The following is a 19060-nucleotide window of genomic DNA, read 5'->3' as shown; positions in this document are numbered from 1 at the left end:
AGCATCATCAAACCACAACAAGCTGCGCGGCATACCCTATGCTCTCACAACTGGAGTATGGCATTGCGAAGGAAAACAGACCGGACCGGCAGGCAGACCGCTTTGCCGGTTCGGTTTTACCGCTTGCCGCCAGTCTGACCCACAAGCCGAACATCATGAAACCCATATCGACCGACACATTCCAACCTGCCATACTGCCCCAAGCCTTTGAAACCGAAATCAAATCTACCTGCACGGGGAGAATCTATCGGATTCAGACGGCAACACTCGGCGAAATGCCGTCTGAAGGCTATCCCGTCCTCTTTGTCCTCGACGGCGAAGCCTTTTTTCCCGCGCTGTACAACATCATGCAGTCGCTGATGCCCAACCCCGTTACCCGAAGCAACGCCCCCTGCCTTATCGTCGGCATCGGCTATGCCGGAGGAGGAGTGCGCGATTTGGTACAACGTGCCGCCGACTATACACCACCGCTGCGCAGCAACGCTTCAGAAGACGAACAGCGGCAGTTCGGACAGGCAGACCGCTTCGCCGCCTTTATCGACAGCGAGCTGACCGCCTTTTTAGAAAGCACATACCGGCTGGACAAAAATGAAACCGCCGTATTCGGGCATTCGTTCGGCGCACTGTTCGGACTGTATTCCCTGCTTTCCCACCGCCGTTTCAGACGGCATTGGCTCGTATCTCCCTCGATTTGGTGGCACAACAGGCGGATACTCGACTTTATGCCGTCTGAAAACCGGCTGGATGGCATCGATGTCTGCCTCAACATCGGCGCGCTAGAACGGGGCAGCGATTGCAAACGCAGGGAAGAACGCGACATGGCAGGGCAGGCCGAACACATGGCGGCAGAGTTGGACAGGCGCGGGGCCGCCGTCTTTTTCCGGGAATATCCGAATGCCAACCACGGCAATGTCCCGTTTCACTCGCTGACCGACTGTGTCGAATATTTGAGGGAAGCGTGGCAACGGTAGGGGGAATTCAATATATGACTGCTTTGTTTTGCATCGGAAAATATAGTGGATTAACAAAAACCAGTACGGCGTTGCCTCGCCTTAGCTCAAAGAGAACGATTCTCTAAGGTGCTGAAGCACCAAGTGAATCGGTTCCGTACTATTTGTACTGTCTGCGGCTTCGTCGCCTTGTCCTGATTTTTGTTAATCCACTATAACAAGGGCTACCTAAGGGTTATTGCTCCTGTTCTCATTTTATTTTGATATAAAAAATCCCTGCTTCAGGCCGTCTGAAGCAGGGATGGTTTGATTTAACGGACGGGCGGGTGTTTTTTCAGACGGCACGGTCTGATTTCTTTGCCCGGTTCGCCGGTTCGGTATTTTTGGAATGAAAGGGCGGTTTTGACACCGATACTTTGGAAAATGCCGTTTTTCCCTTTGGTGCTGCCTGTGTCATGTACACGGATATTAATCGCCCCGGTTGCTCTATTCAGGCTGGCGAAATAACCAAAAAATACGTTTTTCTCGGCAGTTACTTTTATTCAATCATTCGCATAAAGTACGAATGAAACCGGTTTTTGGGTTTCAGACGGCATTTATATTTCGGGTTACCAATTCACGCGGACTGCCCTGCTGCCGAGCAATGTTTCCAGTTCGCCGAACAATGCGGAACTCGGCGTAACCGTCCATTTCGGCGGCACTTGAAGCCTGCCCGACGCTTTTTCGTTGGCATACGACAGTTGCAGCGGGATGCGCGGCGTGTCGGGCAGTTGGTGGGCGGCGAGCAGTTGTACCAGTCCGCCGATGTCGTGATGCGGGGCGAGGGCGAGGCTTAGGCTGCGGGCGTAGCGTTCGCGCGCCGTTTGCAGGGTCATGACTTGGTTTGCCATAATGCGCAACCCGTCGCCGCCGTAGTCGTCGCGGCTGACTTTGGATTCGATAATCAGCACTTGGTCGGCTTTGAGGCAGTCGGCGCAGTTTTCCAGCGTCTGGCCGCTGACCATGATTTCAATCTGCCCGCTCAAATCTTCGAGGCTGACGAAGGCGATTTTGCCGCGTTTGCCCATCATGGTGCGCACGGCGGTAACGAATCCGGCGAGGCGCACGCTGTCTTGCGGTTTCAGACGGCCTAATTTGGTCGGGGCGATTTGGCGGACTTCTTGGGCATACGGGCCGAAGGGATGGCCGGACAGGTAAAAGCCGATGACGGTTTTTTCTTCGGCGAGTTTTTCCGATTCGCTCCACATGGGTGCATCGACGAGCCGCACCGGTTCGATGGCGTCTTCCATCATGTCAAACAGCCCGCCCTGATTGGCGTTGGCGGCTTTTTGGTCGGCGTTGTTCATGGCGAGGTCGATGTTCGCCAAGAGCATGGCGCGGTTGGGTTCGATGCTGTCGAACGCGCCGCCGCGTATCAGGGCTTCGAGGGTGCGGCGGTTCATGTGTTCTTTGCCGACGCGCTCGCAGAAGTCCAACAGGCCGGTAAACTTGCCGCCGCTTTGCCGCGCGGCGATGATGGATTCGACGGCGGCTTCGCCCGTGCCTTTAATCGCGCCGAGTGCGTAGCGGATTTTCATGTTCGGATACGGCGTGAAACGGTAGTCGGATTCGTTGATGTCGGGCGGCAGGAACTCGATGCCGTTGGCGCGGCAGTCGTCGTAGAAATGCTTGAGCTGGTCGGTATTGTCCAATTCAGACGACATGGTTGCCGCCATAAATTCGGCGGGGTAATGGGCTTTGAGCCATGCGGTCTGGTAGGAAATCAGGGCGTAGGCGGCGGCGTGGGATTTGTTGAAACCGTAGCCGGCAAATTTTTCCATGTAGTTGAAGATTTCGTCGGATTTTTCGCGCGAAATGCCTTGTTTTGCCGCGCCTTCGGCGAAGATTTCGCGGTGTTTCACCATCTCTTCGGGCTTTTTCTTGCCCATCGCGCGGCGCAGCAAATCCGCGCCGCCGAGCGAGTAGCCGCCGATAATCTGCGCCGCCTGCATCACTTGTTCCTGATACACCATAATGCCGTAGGTCGGCGCGAGGATACCTTCCAGCAGCGGGTGGATGTATTGGAATTCCTGCCCCTTCATACGCGCGACGAAGTCGGGAATATTGTCCATCGGGCCGGGGCGGTAGAGCGATACGAAGGCGATGAGTTCTTCAAACTTGGTGGTGTGCGCCGTTTTCAGCATTTTTTTCATGCCGGTCGATTCGAACTGGAATACGGCGGTGGTGTTCGCATCGCGGAAGATTTGGTAGGCGGCCTGGTCGTCAAGTGGGATTTTGCCGACATCGACAATATCGCCGGTGGTGTTTTTGATGTTGTTCTGCGCCATTTCGATAATGGTCAGGTTGCGCAGACCCAAAAAGTCGAACTTCACCAAACCCACGTCTTCCACGTCGCCCTTGTCGTACATGGATACGGGCGAGGCGGATTCGTCCGCCTGATACACGGGGCTGTAATCGGAAATCTTGCCCGGCGCAATCAACACGCCGCCCGCGTGCATACCCAAACCGCGCGTCAAATCTTCCAGCTTTTTCGCCAGCGTAATCAGTTCGTCCGCTTCTTCTGCTTCGATTAATTCCTGAATCTGCGGCTCCGCCTTCATCGCGTCGTCCAAACCCAAAGGTTTGTTGGCTTCCAGCGGAATCAGCTTAGACAGCTTGTCGCACAGCATAAACGGCAGTTCCAGCACGCGCCCCACGTCGCGGATGACCGCTTTGGACGACATCGTGCCGAAGGTAACAATCTGGCTCACCGCCTCCGCACCGTATTTCTCGCGCACATATTCGATCACGCGCCCGCGGTTGGATTGGCAAAAGTCCACGTCGAAGTCGGGCATGGAAACGCGTTCGGGGTTTAGGAAACGTTCGAACAGCAGCGCGTATTTGAGCGGGTCGAGGTCGGTAATCTTCAGCGAATACGCCACCAGCGAACCCGCGCCCGAACCGCGTCCCGGCCCGACCGGACAGCCGTGCGTTTTCGCCCAGTTGATAAAGTCTTGTACGATAAGGAAATAGCCGGGGAATTTCATCTGGATGATGATGTTCAACTCAAAATCCAGCCGCTCCTGATATTCCGGCATTTTTGCCGCCCGTTCCGCCTCGTCGGGATAAAGCTGAATCATGCGTTCCTGCAAACCCTCGTTGGAGAGTTTGATGAGATAGTCATCGAGTGATAAACCGTCGGGCGTGGGGAAGAGCGGCAGGAAGTTTTTGCCCAATGTGATGTGCAGGTTGCAGCGTTTGGCAATCTCCACCGTGTTTTCCAAGGCTTCGGGTAAATCGGCGAAACGTTCGGTCATCGTTTCCGGCGGAATGAAAAACTGGCTCGGTGTAAAATCGCGCGGACGTTTCTTGTCCGTCAGCACCCAGCCGCCCGCGATGCACACCCGTGCCTCGTGTGCGTTGAAATCGTCGCGGCTCATAAACTGAGTCGGATGCGTCGCTACCACCGGCAAACCCAACTCCTCCGCCAGTTTCACGCTGCCGGAAACGCAAGCCTCCCATTCGGGGCGTTCGGGCAGGCGTTGCAGCTCTAAATAAAACGCATCGGGAAACCACGCCGCGTATTTCAAAGCCGCCGCACGCGCCGCGTCTTCATTGCCGTTCAACAGATTTACGCCCACTTCGCCGTAATGCGCGCCGCTCAAACAAATCAAGCCGCTGTTGTCGCCGTTTTCCAGCCATTCGGGATTGAGTTCCGCGTGATGGACATTGCGGTCTTTGCCGACATAAGCTGCCGTCAAAAGCTCGCTCAAACGCAGATAGCCCGCATCGTTGCGGATAATCAGCATGGCGCGGAACGGCTTGTCAGGCGCATTCGGATTGCCTATCCACACGTCCGCCGCGCCGATGGGCTTAATCCCTGCGCCGCGGCAGGCTTTATAGAATTTCACCAAACCAAATTCGTTCATCAAATCGCTGATGCCCAAAGCAGGCAAACCGTATTCCTGCGCTTTGGCAATCAGTTTTTTAATCCGCACCATACCGTCGGTAATCGAAAACTCGGTATGCAGGCGCAGCGGGATGTAGGTCGGCTCGGTCATAGCAAAATCGGCGTGAACAATAAAAGGCGTATTGTAGCAGGGTTGTCTTTAGATGGCGGGCGGGAAGATGCCGCTTCGGGTTCAGACGGCATTGCCTGCCAATGGTTTCCGCGCTTTTACGACGGCAAAAAAATGCCTCCTGCCGTGTGGCGGAGGCTTCCCAAGGAGTATTGATAGATATAAAGGACTATCAAACTAGTTATAAAGAACTATATACCTTATTCGGACGGATGGCAAGCAGTTAAATTGATTTTACGTTCAAACAGGTTTTTGATTTCGTTTTGATGGCTGATGCCGATGACCAGTGTATCGGGCAGTTCGCGTTTGAGGAGGTGCATCAGCGTCAGTGCGGATTCGTCGTCGAGCTGGTTGGTGGCTTCATCGAGGAACAGGATTTGCGGTTTGTGCAGCAAGGCTCGGACAAGGCTGAGCCGCTGCTGTTCGCCGCCTGACAGGAGGGAGTGCCATTCCTTTTCGGTATCCAAGTCGTCGGTCAGACGGCCTAACCCTACCTGTTCCAATGCCGTCTGAAGGGAGTGGTTGTCTGTATGTGCGGCATTCGGGTAGTGGGCGGTTTGACGCAGGGTTCCGGCGGGAAGATAGGGGCGTTGCGGTAGGAACAATGTTCCGCCTTTTAATGTGAAATTGCCGAGATAATAAGGCCACAATCCTGCCAATACGCGCAGAAGGGTGGATTTTCCGATGCCGCTTTTGCCTTCGAGCAATACCCATTCGGGGGCGCGGGCTTTGAAGGCGATACCGGAGAGCAGTTTGCCGCCGCTTTGGGTGTGGACGGTGAGGTTTTGCAGGACGAGGATGCCGCTTTGGCGGTGGTTGTTTAAAGTCGGGGCTGATGCGGACGTTGGGCGGGCGGTGCTTCTGCCTTCCTGTTCTACTTGTTCCAATGCCGTCTGAAAACCGGAGAGGCGTTCGACGACTGCCGCCCATTCGATGAGGCGGCGGTAGGAGTCGGTAAACCAGCCGAAGCTGTCTTGGACGCGGGCAAACGATGTGCGGGTCTGCATCATGTCGCCGAAGGTCATGGTTTTGGCGAGGTACATGGGCAGCGTGGCGAGGATGGGGATGAAGATGCTGATGCGCACATAGGTTGCCCAAAAGGTTTCTTGGCGGAATTCGCAGTTGGTCAGCCGCCGCCAGTTGTCGCGGATGCGGAGGTAGCGCTGTTTCAGACGGCCTGTTTCGGCTTCGCCGCCGTTGTAGAAGGCGATTTGTTCGGCATGGTCGCGTACGCGTAAAAGGGCTGCGCGGTAGTCGGCTTCTCGGTGCTGGCGGTCGATATTGAGGTTTTTCAGTTTGCGGCCGACAAGGTGGGCGATGACGGTGCTGAAGATGGAATAAATCAGGGCAACCCAGACGAGGTAGCCGTGTATGGTGATGTTGTGTCCGCCGATGTTGAAGGTCTGCACGCCAGACAGCGTCCACAGTACGGCGACGAACGCGCTGAATTTGGCAACGTTGTTGATGAAGGAGCGAAAGAGGCTGATGCTTTTGTCGGCGAGGAGGTAGATGTCTTCGGCGATACGCTGGTCGGGGTTGTCCGGTTCGCCCGTCAGGCGCAGGCGGTAGTGTTTGTGGCCTTCGAGCCAGTTTGTTTGGAATTGCTCGGTCAGGTGGGTACGCCAGCGGAAGATGAGGCGTTTTTGCAACCAGTCGCCGCAAACGATGCAGCCGATGATCATCGCCATGTAGCCGAGGTATTCGACGATGAGCGTGGGCATGGACGCGCCGTCAAATGCGGCCAGCGCGTCGTAGAAACGTTTGTCCCACGCGGCAATCCAAACGCTGATAGTGATGGAGAATAGGGTAAACCCTATTAAAACGGCGAGCATCAGCCATTGGAGGCGACCGTGTGCCCCTGACCAAAAAGGGCGGGCAAGGTAAAAGAATTTTTTGAGCGTATTCATGATGAATGCTTGTAAATGTGCGTGATAGGCCGTCTGAAAACAGAATTTTGCTTTCAGACGGCCTTGTTTATAAGAAATGATTGGTTTTTATATGCTTTTGAAGAGTGGAGGGCAATCCACTCCCGGTTTGCCGCTATTTACATTTTCCACTTCAGGCTGAACACGGCGTTGCGCGGTTCGCCGTAGAAGTTGCCGTAGTTTTTTGTACGGTTGCTGTTGTTTTCATAGTAGCGTTTGTCGGTCAGGTTGTTGACCGCCAGCCCCAGTTGCAAATTGTCGGTCGGACGGTATTGTAAACCGGCATTCCAAACGGTATAGCCGCCTTGGGGCAGTTTGCTGCCGGTTTTGCTTTGACTGGATAAGCCCATACCGATGCTTAACTTACCGTTTGCAAACGGCGGCGTATAGCTGCTGTAAGCGCGGAAAATGTGTTTTGGGGTCCAGTTGGCAAAATCGCCCTCGGTATGGGGATGGTTTTCTGTTTTGCGGATATTGTAGGTATAGCCGGCAAACAGTTTCCAATTTGCGCCGATTGCTCCGGAAATTTCCGCATCTACACCGCGGCTGCGTTCTTTTGCGGGAACGTAGTAGAAAGTCTGCTTCTTGTTGCCGCTGGCCGGAACGTTGACACGCACGCCGACGTTGGTGTTATCGGTTTGGAACAGGGAAACGGCCGTATTGAGTTTGCCCTGCATCCATTCGCCTTTCCAACCCAATTCGTAGTTTTTACCGACTTCGGGCGAGAGATAGCTGTTGTCTGCATTTGTTTTCAGAGTCGGTTTGTAGATGGATGTATAGCTTGCATAGAGGCTTTGCCCCGGCATGAAATCGTAAGTGATGCCGATGTATGGAATGAATTTGCTGTTTTTGACCGAATAGGTTTTTGCATCATTGTCCGGAGCACCTTTATAACGGGACCAGTTGTAATCGAAGTCGCGTTTCCAATGGGTATAGCGTCCGCCTGCCAACAGATGCAGTTTTTCCGTAGGATTGATGCGGGTACCTGCCGCAAGGGCGTGCGTATAGAAATGGTTGTTGCTGTCCATAATGCTGTATGGTTCGGCAGCCCAGTCCGGCTGGGGGATAACGGCAGAAAATGGATCGTAGCTGCCGGTTGCCTGCATACGGGTATGGTGCAGGTTATTGCGTTCTTTCGAATAATTATGGGTCAGGAAGATGTCGTGGGTTTGACCCAAGGCTTCAAACTTGCCGCGCAGGTTGTTTTGAATATGCAGGTGTTTGCTGTCGTGCTGATAGCGGAAAGCCTGTTGGTCTTCAATACCGATGGATTGATTGGCTTTCAACCCGTTTTCGTCTGCCATTAAGAAAGCATACCGTTGGTCGGAGTGGCTGTTTCGCCAATCGATTTTGCTGTTCCATTTCCAGTTGTCGTTGAAGTAGTGGTCAAATTCTGCAAAAACACCGTTTTTGATGAACCGCCCATGATTCCAATCCGCACCGAAATAGCTGTTGCGCGGCAGGCTGCTTCCGTCTTCCCATAAAGGTAAGCCGTTGAGATTGGGGGTGTTGCGCTGGGCGATACGGTACGCGCCGACAGAAACCTTGCTGTTTTCCCCGATGTCTTTTTCCAAAATGCCGTAAAGAAGGCTGTTTTGCCCTTTTACTTTATCCTGAAAGGTTTTGTCATGATCAAAACTGCCGACAATACGCCCGCGGAGTTGGTTTTCCGGGCTTAAAGTGCCTGAGGCATCCAATTCGATATGCCGTTTGCCGAAACGGTCGGCCAAACCATTCATACTGATTTGTTTTTTAACCGTCGGTTTTTTGCGTACGGCATTAATGGTACCTCCGGGTGCGCTGTTGGATTGGGTCAGCCCGGCCGCACCGCGCACAACTTCAATGTGGTCATACATGGCAAGGTCGGTGATGTTGTGCCCGTCTCTGGCAGGGCTGCCGAATATGCCCGGCGCGCCAATAGTGGTGGCCATGCCGTCTTCTTCCAATTTTTCAATATAGAATCCGCGGCTTTGGAAATGGGTGCGGTTCCCTTGGCGGACGACATTTACGCCGGTCGTTGTTTTCAAGGCATCCGCCAGCGTCGTAATACCTTGATCGTTAATTTGATTTTTTGTAATCACGCTGACGGATTGCGGCGTCTCGCGCGGAGTCAATGCCAGTCCTGTGGTAGAACTCATAGCCGAAGTCGTATAGTCATTTCGATTTTCGGTACGCAGGCTGCGGTTTTTGGCGGTTACGCGGATTTGTTCCAGTTCTGCCTGTTGCATTTCTCCGGCAGCCTGTGCGGCGTGGGACAATGCGGTCAGGCTGAGCGTCAGTATGCTGAGTTTGAAGAGTTTGTATGGGCGGTTCATGCCTATGCTCCTGTGCAAGGTTGACTTGGTAAAGTTTATTAATGTTGCAAACATATCCTCTGTTTTGAAATAAACCAAATATCATTGGGTGGGTATTCAGGCAGGGTAGGATATTGCAATTTAATGAGTCGGTATCAATAAAAATAATCAGAAAGAACTATATCGAAATCCTAAAAAAAATCAACAGAATTTTTGTTGGATTTGGAGGGGTTCAGAAGTTTTGTTTTAAATCAAACTTTTTACCGGGCAATTTTAACGGTTGTTTGACGGATGATGCCTGCCGCCTTTGTAGCGGACGGTTTATGCGTTGGGATATATATAAACGGTTTGCGGATTTATTGTCGGTTTTCAGGGTAATGTGCGGTCGTGGAGTCTGACGTTGGGCAGGATTTCTTTGATCGGCTGGCGGCATACGGGGTTTCAGACGGCATTTTTACTTTTACGGAACAGCTGGTGTGGGATGTGCTGCCGGTTTTGCGGCAATTTGGGGTGCGGTAGCGGCAGGTGCTACAATAACGGCCTTTTTCTGAAAGGGGACATTATGGAAGCTACTGTCTATCTCGAAGACAACGAATACATCGCCTTGTGCGACCTGTTGAAATTGGCCGGACTTGCCGAAAGCGGCGGACAGGCAAAAGCGTTGATTGCCGAAGGGCTGGTGTCGCGCAACGGCGAAACCGAAACCCGTAAAACCGCCAAAATACGCGGCGGCGAAGTCATCGAGTTTGATGGCGCACGCTTGGAAATCGCCGATGGATACGACCCTGAAGCATAAAGCCGAAGCCATCTTGGGCGAGCCGCTTTTGGACGAACCCGTCCGCCCCGAATCGTGGGAATGCTGCGGCAGCGACTGCGGCGAGGCGTGCATTCAGACGATTTACTGGGCGGACAAGGCACGCTACGACGCGCAACGGCGGAAATTGAAAGAAGCGGGTTGGTCGGACGATGCCGTCTGAAACGGTTCGGCTTGATGGAAACCGCGTTTTCAGATGGCCTTTTATTGTGGATTGAAATAGAAAATACTTATTTCGTCATTCCCGCGCAGGCGGGAATCTAGGTCCTGATTTATCAGAAATATTTAGCTTTTCAAACTTCTGGATTCCCGCCTGCGCGGGAATGACGGTATAGGGGCTTTTCCTTTAAATCAAAGTCTGGGTTCCCGCCTGCGCGGGAATGACCGCATAGCGGCTTTTCCTTTGCATTTGCCATACGCCCGTCTTCAACATTACCGCCGCCACACTGCCCGACAATATTGAAACACCCTGCCCACCATTTACCACACACATAACGCCTTATGATAGACCTGCACTGCCATTCCACCGTTTCCGACGGTATGCTCTCCCCCGCCGAAGTCGCGCGCCTCGCGCATCAAAACGGCTGCACGCTGCTGGCGTTGACCGACCACGACCACACCGGCGGCATTGCCGAAGCGCGTGCCGAAGCCGACAGGCTCGGTTTGCGCCTGATTAACGGTGTGGAAATCTCCGTAACGTGGCGCGGGCGTACCATACACGTTGTCGGTTTGGATTTCGACGAGCAGGACGAAAACCTGCAAAACCTGTTGGCGCAAGTGCGGCAAGGCCGTCTGAAACGTCTTGAAGCCATTGCCGCCAAGCTCGAAAAGAAAGGCATCGGCGGCGCATACGACGGCGCGCTGGCACTGGCGGCAAACAAAGAAATGGTCAGCCGCACCCACGTCGCCGAGTTCCTCATCAAAAACGGACATGTCAAAAACAAGCAGCAGGCGTTCACCAAATACTTGGGCGACGGTAAATCCTGCGCCGTCCGACACGAATGGGCGACGCTGGAAGACTGCGTCTCCGCCGTCAACGGCGCGGGCGGCATGGCAGTCATCGCCCACCCCATGCGCTACGATTTGTCCGCCACCGCCAAGCGCAATCTGTTTGAAGAATTTAAAAACCTCGGCGGCGCAGGCATCGAAGTCCACAGCGGCAACTGCTGCAAAAACGACCGCCTCAACTACGCGCTTTTGGCAGAACGCTTCGGTATGCTCGCCAGCGCGGGCAGCGACTTCCACCGTTTAAACGACTTCAGCGGCGGCATCCTCGGCGCGTGTCCCGAGCTGCCGGAAAACTGCAAACCGGTGTGGGCGCATTTTTCCCGACATTGAATGCAGATAAAAATGCCGTCTGAAAACCTTTCAGACGGCATTTTTTTTGCGTTTTAAACGTTGTCGTACAGTTTTCGGACAGTTTTGCCGATGGCGGCAATGCCTTTTTCCAGCGTTTGAGCGTCCTGCGCGATGCTCATGCGGATGCACTCGCCCGCGTGCGGGTAGTCTTGCGTGTCGATGCCGACGAAGAAATGCTCGCCCGGAATAATCAGCGTGCCTTCGGCTTTGAGCATTTCGTACAGGGTTTGCGAAGAAACGGGCAGGTTTTCAAACCAGAGCCACAGGAAAATCGCGCCTTCGGGTTTGTGGATTTTCATCGGGTACGCGCCCAGCTCCCGCTTGAGCAGCGAGACGGCGGTTTGCGCTTGATTGCGGTAAAACGGCCGGATGACTTGGTCGGCAAGCCGTTTCATCTCGCCGCTTTCCAGCAGCGGCGTTGCGATGGCCGCGCCGAAGCGCGTGGGGGCGAGGTTCACAATCGCGTTCAGGCTGCTGACGGCTTTGACGACTTCGGGAGCGGCGACGATGATGCCGGTGCGAACGCCCGGCAGGCCGACTTTGGAAAGGCTGAAGCAGAGGATGATGTTTTCGTGCCAATTCAGCGTTACGTCGCTGTCAATGATGTTGGGGAACGGCATTCCGTAGGCGTTGTCGATAATCAGCGGAATGCCGTGTTCCCGTGCCAGAGCGTCCAAACGCGCCATTTCGCCGTCAGTCAACACATTGCCGGTCGGGTTGGTCGGGCGCGAACAGCAAATCGCGCCGATTTTGCCCGCTTTGAGTTCGGGCAGGTTTTCCAGTGCGTCAAAGTCCACGCGGTATTTGAAAAAGCCTGCTTCGCCTTCGTGTTCGACGTTTTCGATTTTCGGTTTGACGGAAACGAAGTGCCGCCCTTCGACATGCACGTCGGCATAGCCGATGTATTCGGGCGCGAGCGGCAACAAAATGGCTTTTTCTGCGGATGTGCCGTCTGAAAGCTTGAATTTGCCGCCGAAGAGGTTGAACAAATAGAAAAACGCGTTTTGCGAACCGTTGGTCAGCGCGATATTGTCGGCGGTCAGGTTCCAGCCGTATTCGCGGTTGAGGAAGGCGGTCAGCGCGTCAATCAGCGCGGCATCGCCTTGGGGGTTGGAGTAGTTGCCGATGTTTTCGACGGCGTGTTCCGCCGCCAGTTTGGAGAATATGTCGGCAAACGCCCGATCGATTTCCGGAATGCGCGCCGGATTGCCGCCGCCGAGCATATTGACGGGCTTGTCGCTTTTGAGCGCGTCGCCGAGGTCGTCCATCAGTTGGAGGATGCCGCTGTGTTGCGTGAATTTTTCGCCGAATACTGAAAACTGCATGTCAAACTCCGTGTGTGTAAGGTAGGTTGGTTTGTACGTTATGCCGTCTGAAGGTTCAGACGGCATTTTTTCTGTGTGTTTCTCGTACCCAAAGCAGGTCGCAGATACCGTCGCTCGGGGCAAAGCCGGTCGGGGCGTTGACGAGCAGGTCGCGGATTGCCTGTTGGTCGTAACGGTCGCAGTCGGTGCGGATGCGGTCGAGCAGGGCGGAGAGTTCGCGCCACGGCAGCATGGTCTCGTTGGCGGTCATGATGCGCGGATGGCCGGTTTTGCGGACGTTGTCGCCGATGAGCAGCTCTTCGTAGAGTTTTTCTCCGGGACGCAGCCCGGTAATGAGGATTTCGATGTCGCCGTCGGGTTGTTCGGGTGTTTTGGGTTTGAGGCCGCTTAGGGTAATCATTTGGCGGGCAAGGTCGATGATTTTGACGGATTCGCCCATGTCGAGGACAAATACGTCGCCGCCCGTACCCATCGCGCCCGCCTGTATGACGAGTTGGGCGGCTTCGGGTATGGTCATGAAATAACGTGTGATGTCGGGGTGGGTCAGGGTAATCGGGCCGCCTTCGGCAATCTGTTTTTCAAACAGCGGGACAACGGAGCCGGACGAACCTAAAACATTGCCGAAACGTACCATACTGAAGCGGGTTTTCTGTCCGGGTTCGGCGGCGAGTGCCTGAAGGCAGAGTTCCGCCATGCGTTTGCTGGCACCCATGGTGTTGGTGGGGCGGACGGCTTTGTCGGTGGAGATGAGGACGAAGGTTCTTACGCCCGATGCCGTGGCGGCAAGCGCGCATTCGAGTGTGCCGAAGATGTTGTTGCGTATGCCTTCGACGGTGTTGAATTCGACCATGGGGACGTGTTTGTAGGCAGCGGCGTGATAGACGGTTGCAACGGAAAAGGCGGTCATGACATGTTCGAGCAGGGTGCGGTTTTGCACCGAGCCGAGAAAGGGCAGGATTTCGGCGGCGATGCCGTTTCGGGCGCAGGTTTCGCGCAATTCTTTTTCGACGGTGTACAGGGCGAATTCGGATAACTCGAACAGCAGCAGCTTTTCGGGGCGGCGGCGGATAATCTGGCGGCAGAGTTCCGAACCGATGGAGCCGCCCGCACCGGTTACCATGACGGTTTTGCCTTCGATGTCGGCACCCATCAGGCGGTCGTCGGGCGTGACGGAATCGCGCCCGAGCAGGTCGGACACGGAGATTTTTTTGAGCGTGCCGATGCTGATTTTGCCGTCCATCAGGTCTTTCATTCCGGGAATGGTCAACACTTCGCACGGATAGGCTTCCAGTTTGCTGATGATTCGGCGGCGTTGTTCCTGAGTCGCGCTGGGAATGGCAAGCAGGATTTTTTCCACGCCGCAGCGTCCGATGAGGGCGGCGATGTCGTCGGGGCGGTAAACGGCAAGGCCGCAGATGACGGTGCGCCACAGTTTGGGGTCGTCGTCCACAAAGGCGGCGGCGGAATATTCGCGCATTTGTTTGACTGCCTCGAGAAGCTGCCTGCCCGCCTGCCCCGCGCCGTAAATAATGACGGGGGTCATCTGTTTTTTGGGGTGTTCGGACAACAGCCCGCGCAAAACCATACGCGAGCCGGTCACGGAAACAAACAGCAGCAGGAAATAGACGACGGGCAGGGCGAGCCGCAGCCGTTCTTCAAATATCAGCGTATTGAGGAAAAACAGTACGGCGGAGGCGAGGCTGCCTGCCAGCGCGGTGGAGAGGATACGGAAGCTGATGAAGCGTGTGACGGCGCGGTAAAGCCCCATTCTGAAGAACAGGCAGGCGGTCAAAAGCGCGGTCAATAGGAAAGACTGCCAGTTGGCGGGGTCGAACCATTCTTCGGAATAGTCGGCCTTCAGGCTTTGGGTGAACCAGAATGCAATGAAAATCATCAGAAAATCGTGTATGAGGAAACAGGTTTTCTTGATGTTGCGCGGCAGGGCGATCAGGGTTTCCAGATTCATATCGTGGGCGGTATGTGTTTTCAGACGGCGTATGCCGTCTGAAGGGTTATCGTGCGGCTTCGGTCAATACGGCTTCGATGTGTTTTTTGCAGAACGCGATTTCCTCGCCGGTCAGCGTCGGGTGCACCAAGAACATCAGGGCGGTGTCGCCCAGTTGGACAGCGTTTTTCAGCCGCTCTTTCGGCCGCCAAGGCGTGTTGTCGAAGGCTTTTTCCAAATACACTTCGGAGCAGCTTCCCTGATAGCAGGGGACGTTGCGCGCGTTCAGTTCGTTCACAATGCGGTCGCGCGTCCAGCCTTCTTTGAGGTGTTCGGGTTTGACGAAGGCGTAGAACTTGTATTGCGCGTGTCCGATGTAGTCGGCGACTTCAACCAAACGGATGCTGCTGAATTTGCCCAGGCTTTCGGCAAGCGCGGCGGCGTTTTCTTGGCGGCGCGCCGTCCATTCGGGCAGGCGTTTGAGTTGGATACGCCCGATTGCAGCCTGCATTTCCATCATGCGCCAGTTGGTGCCGAAACTTTCGTGCAGCCAGCGGAAACCGGGCGCGTGTTGGCGGTGGTACACGGCATCGTAGCTTTTGCCGTGGTCTTTGTACGACCACATTTTTTCCCACAGGGTTTTGTCGTTGGTCGTAACCATACCGCCTTCGCCGCCGGTGGTCATGATTTTGTCTTGGCAGAACGACCACGCGCCGACGTGTCCGATAGAGCCGACGGATTTGCCTTTGTATTTTGCGCCGTGTGCTTGGGCGCAGTCTTCGATCACCCACAAATCATGTTCTTTTGCCAAGTCCATGATGCCGTCCATTTCGGCGGGCATACCGGCAAGGTGAACCACGATAACCGCTTTGGTATTCGGGGTCAGCACGGCTTTGACGGTTTCCGCGCTGATGTTTTGGCTGTTCAAATCCACATCGGCAAACACGGGGTTTGCGCCCGCGTTCACAATGCAGGACGCGGAGGCAAGGAAGGTGCGCGAGGTAACAACCACATCGTCGCCCGCGCCTATACCCATTGCTTTGAGCGCGACATCGAGTGCCAGCGTGCCGTTGGAAAGGGCGACGGCGTACCGCGTGCCGGTGAAAGCGGCAAATTCTTTTTCAAATTCGCGGCATTCGCTGCCCGTCCAGTAGTTGACTTTGTTGGACAGCAGGACTTTGGAAACGGCATCGGCTTCTTCTTGGGTGAAGCAGGGCCACGGGGAAAGGGAGGTGTTCAGCATGGTGTTTAGTCCGTCGTGTTCAGACGGCATTTCTGACAATATGCCGTCTGAAGGGGGCGTGTTCCGAAGAATCGGGCGCGCGCCGCAGGTGTTGTCAAAATCGGTTTGTACGGAGGTTTATTTTAATCGCTTATGCCGTCCCGGTCTTGGGGTTTTTGCCCGTAAGGGGCTTTGCCGGGTTGCCCGCGACGGTCATGCCGTCTGAAACGTCGCGCACGACGACTGCGCCCGCTCCAATGGTTGCGCGGCTGCCGATACGGATCTGCTGGCGGCTGCACGCGCCCGTGCCTATCCAGCTTTCTTCGCCGATACGCGTGTTGCCCGACAGGTGCGCGCCCGGGCTGATGTGGACGAAAGCATCAAGCAGGCAGTCGTGATCGACGGTGGCGGCGGTGTTCACAATCACGCCGTCTTTCAATACGCTGCCGGCTTGTACGACGGCTTTCGCCATAACGACGCTGCCTTGTCCGACTGTTGCAGAAGGCGAGACGGTTGCGTCGGGATGAATCAGAACGGGCAGGGCGAAGCCGAGCGCGGCGGCGCGTCCGGCGATTTGGCGGCGGATACGGTTGTTGCCGACGGCGACGGCGACGTCGTATTGTTCGGGCGATAAACTGTTTTCGAGCAGCAGCGTCGTGCCGATGACGGAAAAGCCGTTGACGCTGCCTTGTGCGCGGTCGTCCAGAAAAACGATTTCGCCGTATGTGCCGAGTGCGGCGGCAAGCTCGGCAACGACTTTGCCGTGTCCGCCCGCGCCGATAACGGCAAGTTTGCGATTCCCCGTGAAAGGGGGCATCGTGGCTTCCCCTTCCGCCGAAATGCCTTCTTTAATCAAGACTTTTTTAATTGTCAGAAACAGGATTTTCATATCCAGCCAAAAGCTGAAGTTGTCGGTGTACCAAACATCGCAGGCGAACTTTTCGTCCCACGAAAGCGCGTTGCGTCCGTTGACCTGCGCCCAGCCGGTAATGCCCGGTTTCATTTCGTGGCGGCGGTTTTGGAAGTTGTCGTACAGCGGCAGATATTGCATCAGCAGTGGGCGGGGGCCGACCAGGCTCATCTCGCCTTTTAAGACATTCCATAATTCAGGCAGTTCGTCCAAACTGGCGGCACGCAGTTTTTTGCCGAAGGGTGTCAGGCGTTCTCCGTCGGGCAGCGGAATGCCGTCTGAATCAAGCGCGTCGCGCATGGAACGGAATTTGACCATTTTAAAAGGTTTTCCGTCCTTTCCGGGGCGTTCTTGAATGAAGAAGACGGGCGAACCCAGATTCTTGCGGATGAGGTACGCCAAAATCAGGAAAACGGGTGAGAGGACAATCAGCCCCGATGCGGATGCGATGATGTCGAACAGGCGTTTGACGGCTTTACTCATTTGCCAATCTTTCAATCAGGTTGACGATTTTCCGATAGGAAATGTCGCGCCTGAAGCGGCGGACGATTTCATCGGACTGAACGGGGTCGTTTTTGCGTTTCAAAATATCTTTGGCGGCTTGAACGAAGCTGTCCACGTCGCCGGAACGGTAGTTTTCGTGCGGCAGCAGGTTCAAGAGGCTAAGGACTTCGGCATTGGTCTGGCTGTTCAGAATCGGTTTTTGCAAAGCCATATAGTCGGAGAGTTTGTTGGTAACCGACTGCATGGCGTGGCTATGGATGGCGTTGACGGCAATGTCGCAGCCTTTGGCAATCGACATCATTTCAGAATAGGGTAAATAACCGTAAAACTTGATGGCGCGATTTTCATATTGTTTGAGTTTCTCCAAATCGGGTCCTCCGCCCATAATGTGCAATTCGACGTTTTCGCCGTCGTCTAAAAGTTTCCGAACACCTTTGCACACGGTTTCCACGTCATAGCTGTAACTGAGCGTGCCCAAGTAGAAAAGGCGGACGGTTTTGGAGCGGAATCGCGGGGGGGGGGGCGATGGCGGCAAAATCCGTACCGATATAGACGGCTTCGCCGGGTACGTTCGGATTGGCTTCTTTGGCGCGGTCGAGATAAGTCTGCGATACGGCAACCAGCGCGTCGGCGCAGCGGTAGGCACGGTTGGCGCGTGAAGCAAAGGGCAGCAGCTTGTGCGGTACTTTTTTCAAAAACGGTACGACCGAGGAGAAAGACTCCGGCCATACGTCCTGTACATCGACAATCAGTTTGTAGCCCAAACGCGCTTTGTGTTTGCCCAACAGCAGGTTGGTGGCAATCAGCGGATAGGCGGAATAGACGATGTCTTGTTCGCCCGGCCGGCAGTTTTTCAGCCATTGCTCAAAATTTTTGACGAAGCGGTAATGGCTGGCAACACGTTCTAAAGACACGTTTTTGCCGTAGCCGCTTTCTTCCAACAGCATGACTTTCAGACGGCCTTGCGAGGCGGCCTCGGCATCTTCGGGCCGTCTGAAGGATTTGTCGTAGTGGCGGAAACGGCTGGTAATCAGCAACACGTCGTGCGATTGCGACAACAGTTCTGCCAGATACCAAAAGCGGTTGAAATACGGTTCGGACGGCAGCGAGCAGTAGGGGGCGACTATGGTGATGTTCATCGGCGGCTTTCAGACGGCATTACATGGTATAGGCGGCCATGGTGGTACGGTAGATTTCGTCGTCGGAACAGAGTGCGGCGACGTGTGCGTGCAGCCTTTTGCCCATTGCTTCGCGCAACTCCGGTTGTCTGACGAGCGTGTCTATGGCGGCGATAAAGGCTTCTTCGTCGCCGAAGGGGATGCAGTAACCCGTTTCCCCGTTGACGACCATTTCGGAAATGCCCGCCATATCGTAGGTAACGACGGGCGTGTCGTAAAGTCCGGCTTCCAAGATGTTGTTGCCCACACCTGCGCCGTGGTCGCCCACGCAATGCGGCGTGTTCACCAAAATATCCACGTCTTTGAAGTAGGCGGTCAAATCGCGCACGCCGCCGAGGAAGGTAATTTTGTCGTCTATGCCCAAACGTTCCGCCTGCGCTTTCAAATTGTCCATTTCTTCTCCTATGCCCGCTATGTTGAGGCGGACGGGCATACCGCGGTCAACCATTTTCTTCAAAATATCCAACATCAGATGCACGGCGCGGACGGTGTCCAAACGGGAAAGCGTGCCGAGTACGGCGCATTCTTTTTTGGTTTTCCGGAAATGAAATTCCGGGGGGGGGGGGGGGGGGTTGT

At 55.0% G+C, this 19060-nt stretch carries 13 protein-coding genes and 2 pseudogenes; 5 read left to right on the top strand and 10 right to left on the bottom strand.

From position 1 onward, the window contains the following. Nucleotides 1-38 precede the first annotated feature (38 nt). Nucleotides 39-971, top strand: a complete 933-nt coding sequence (locus tag Q3O06_RS05585) for an alpha/beta hydrolase (protein ID WP_301818033.1) — start codon at nt 39-41, stop codon at nt 969-971. Nucleotides 972-1261: 290 nt separating this feature from the next. Here the strand turns inward: Q3O06_RS05585 and Q3O06_RS05580 are convergent. Next, nucleotides 1262-1468 (bottom strand): annotated as a pseudogene (locus Q3O06_RS05580) (hypothetical protein); the annotation flags it as partial. A gap of 90 nt (nt 1469-1558) precedes the next feature. Next, a complete protein-coding gene (dnaE, locus tag Q3O06_RS05575; protein WP_301818032.1) occupies nt 1559-4990 on the bottom strand; it encodes a DNA polymerase III subunit alpha in 3432 nt (1143 codons plus the stop codon). Nucleotides 4991-5002: 12 nt separating this feature from the next. Here dnaE and Q3O06_RS05570 point away from each other — a divergent pair, with 12 nt between their 5' ends. Continuing rightward, entirely contained in the window at nt 5003-5164 is a 162-nt protein-coding gene (locus tag Q3O06_RS05570) for a hypothetical protein (protein ID WP_301818031.1), read from the top strand. 44 nt (nt 5165-5208) lie between these two features. Here the strand turns inward: Q3O06_RS05570 and Q3O06_RS05565 are convergent, their stop codons facing one another. Next, nucleotides 5209-6915 (bottom strand): ABC transporter ATP-binding protein/permease, encoded by a 1707-nt coding sequence (locus Q3O06_RS05565; RefSeq protein ID WP_301818030.1) that lies wholly within the window; start codon nt 6913-6915, stop codon nt 5209-5211. Nucleotides 6916-7052: 137 nt separating this feature from the next. After that, nucleotides 7053-9248, bottom strand: a complete 2196-nt coding sequence (locus Q3O06_RS05560; RefSeq protein ID WP_301818029.1) for a TonB-dependent siderophore receptor — start codon at nt 9246-9248, stop codon at nt 7053-7055. Nucleotides 9249-9789: 541 nt separating this feature from the next. Here Q3O06_RS05560 and Q3O06_RS05555 point away from each other — a divergent pair. From Q3O06_RS05555 to Q3O06_RS05545, 3 genes are all read left to right on the top strand, one after another. After that, nucleotides 9790-10023 carry an RNA-binding S4 domain-containing protein gene (locus Q3O06_RS05555; protein WP_002219804.1) on the top strand — a complete coding sequence of 78 codons (234 nt, stop codon included), beginning with the start codon at nt 9790-9792 and terminating at the stop codon, nt 10021-10023. After that, nucleotides 10001-10204 (top strand): oxidoreductase-like domain-containing protein, encoded by a 204-nt coding sequence (locus tag Q3O06_RS05550; RefSeq protein ID WP_301818028.1) that lies wholly within the window; start codon nt 10001-10003, stop codon nt 10202-10204. Before Q3O06_RS05555 ends, Q3O06_RS05550 begins: the two co-directional genes overlap by 23 nt. Before the next feature lie 338 nt (nt 10205-10542). After that, complete coding sequence (locus Q3O06_RS05545) at nt 10543-11379, top strand: PHP domain-containing protein (protein ID WP_301818027.1); 837 nt, start codon at nt 10543-10545, stop codon at nt 11377-11379. A gap of 53 nt (nt 11380-11432) precedes the next feature. Here the strand turns inward: Q3O06_RS05545 and Q3O06_RS05540 are convergent, their stop codons facing one another. From Q3O06_RS05540 to Q3O06_RS05515, 6 genes and pseudogenes are all read right to left on the bottom strand, one after another. After that, nucleotides 11433-12725, bottom strand: coding sequence for a valine--pyruvate transaminase (locus Q3O06_RS05540; protein WP_301818138.1), 1293 nt, complete (start codon nt 12723-12725; stop codon nt 11433-11435). Nucleotides 12726-12780: 55 nt separating this feature from the next. Then, nucleotides 12781-14691, bottom strand: coding sequence for a polysaccharide biosynthesis protein (locus Q3O06_RS05535; RefSeq protein ID WP_301818026.1), 1911 nt, complete (start codon nt 14689-14691; stop codon nt 12781-12783). A 46-nt stretch (nt 14692-14737) separates the two neighbouring features. Then, nucleotides 14738-15913, bottom strand: coding sequence for a DegT/DnrJ/EryC1/StrS family aminotransferase (locus tag Q3O06_RS05530; RefSeq protein ID WP_301818137.1), 1176 nt, complete (start codon nt 15911-15913; stop codon nt 14738-14740). A gap of 130 nt (nt 15914-16043) precedes the next feature. After that, nucleotides 16044-17285, bottom strand: a complete 1242-nt coding sequence (locus tag Q3O06_RS05525; protein ID WP_301818025.1) for a NeuD/PglB/VioB family sugar acetyltransferase — start codon at nt 17283-17285, stop codon at nt 16044-16046. Next, nucleotides 17278-18445, bottom strand: a pseudogene (locus tag Q3O06_RS05520) (glycosyltransferase). Before Q3O06_RS05520 ends, Q3O06_RS05525 begins: the two are co-directional and overlap by 8 nt. A gap of 19 nt (nt 18446-18464) precedes the next feature. Continuing rightward, nucleotides 18465-19060 (bottom strand): glycosyltransferase (locus Q3O06_RS05515; protein WP_301818024.1); only part of this gene is annotated, 596 nt, incomplete at its 5' end.

Source organism: Neisseria maigaei (genome assembly GCF_958267405.1).
Taxonomy (GTDB): Bacteria; Pseudomonadota; Gammaproteobacteria; order Burkholderiales; family Neisseriaceae; genus Neisseria; species Neisseria bergeri.
The sequence above is the reverse complement of the archived record's forward strand: the minus strand, read 5'-3'. Positions and strand labels throughout refer to the sequence as shown.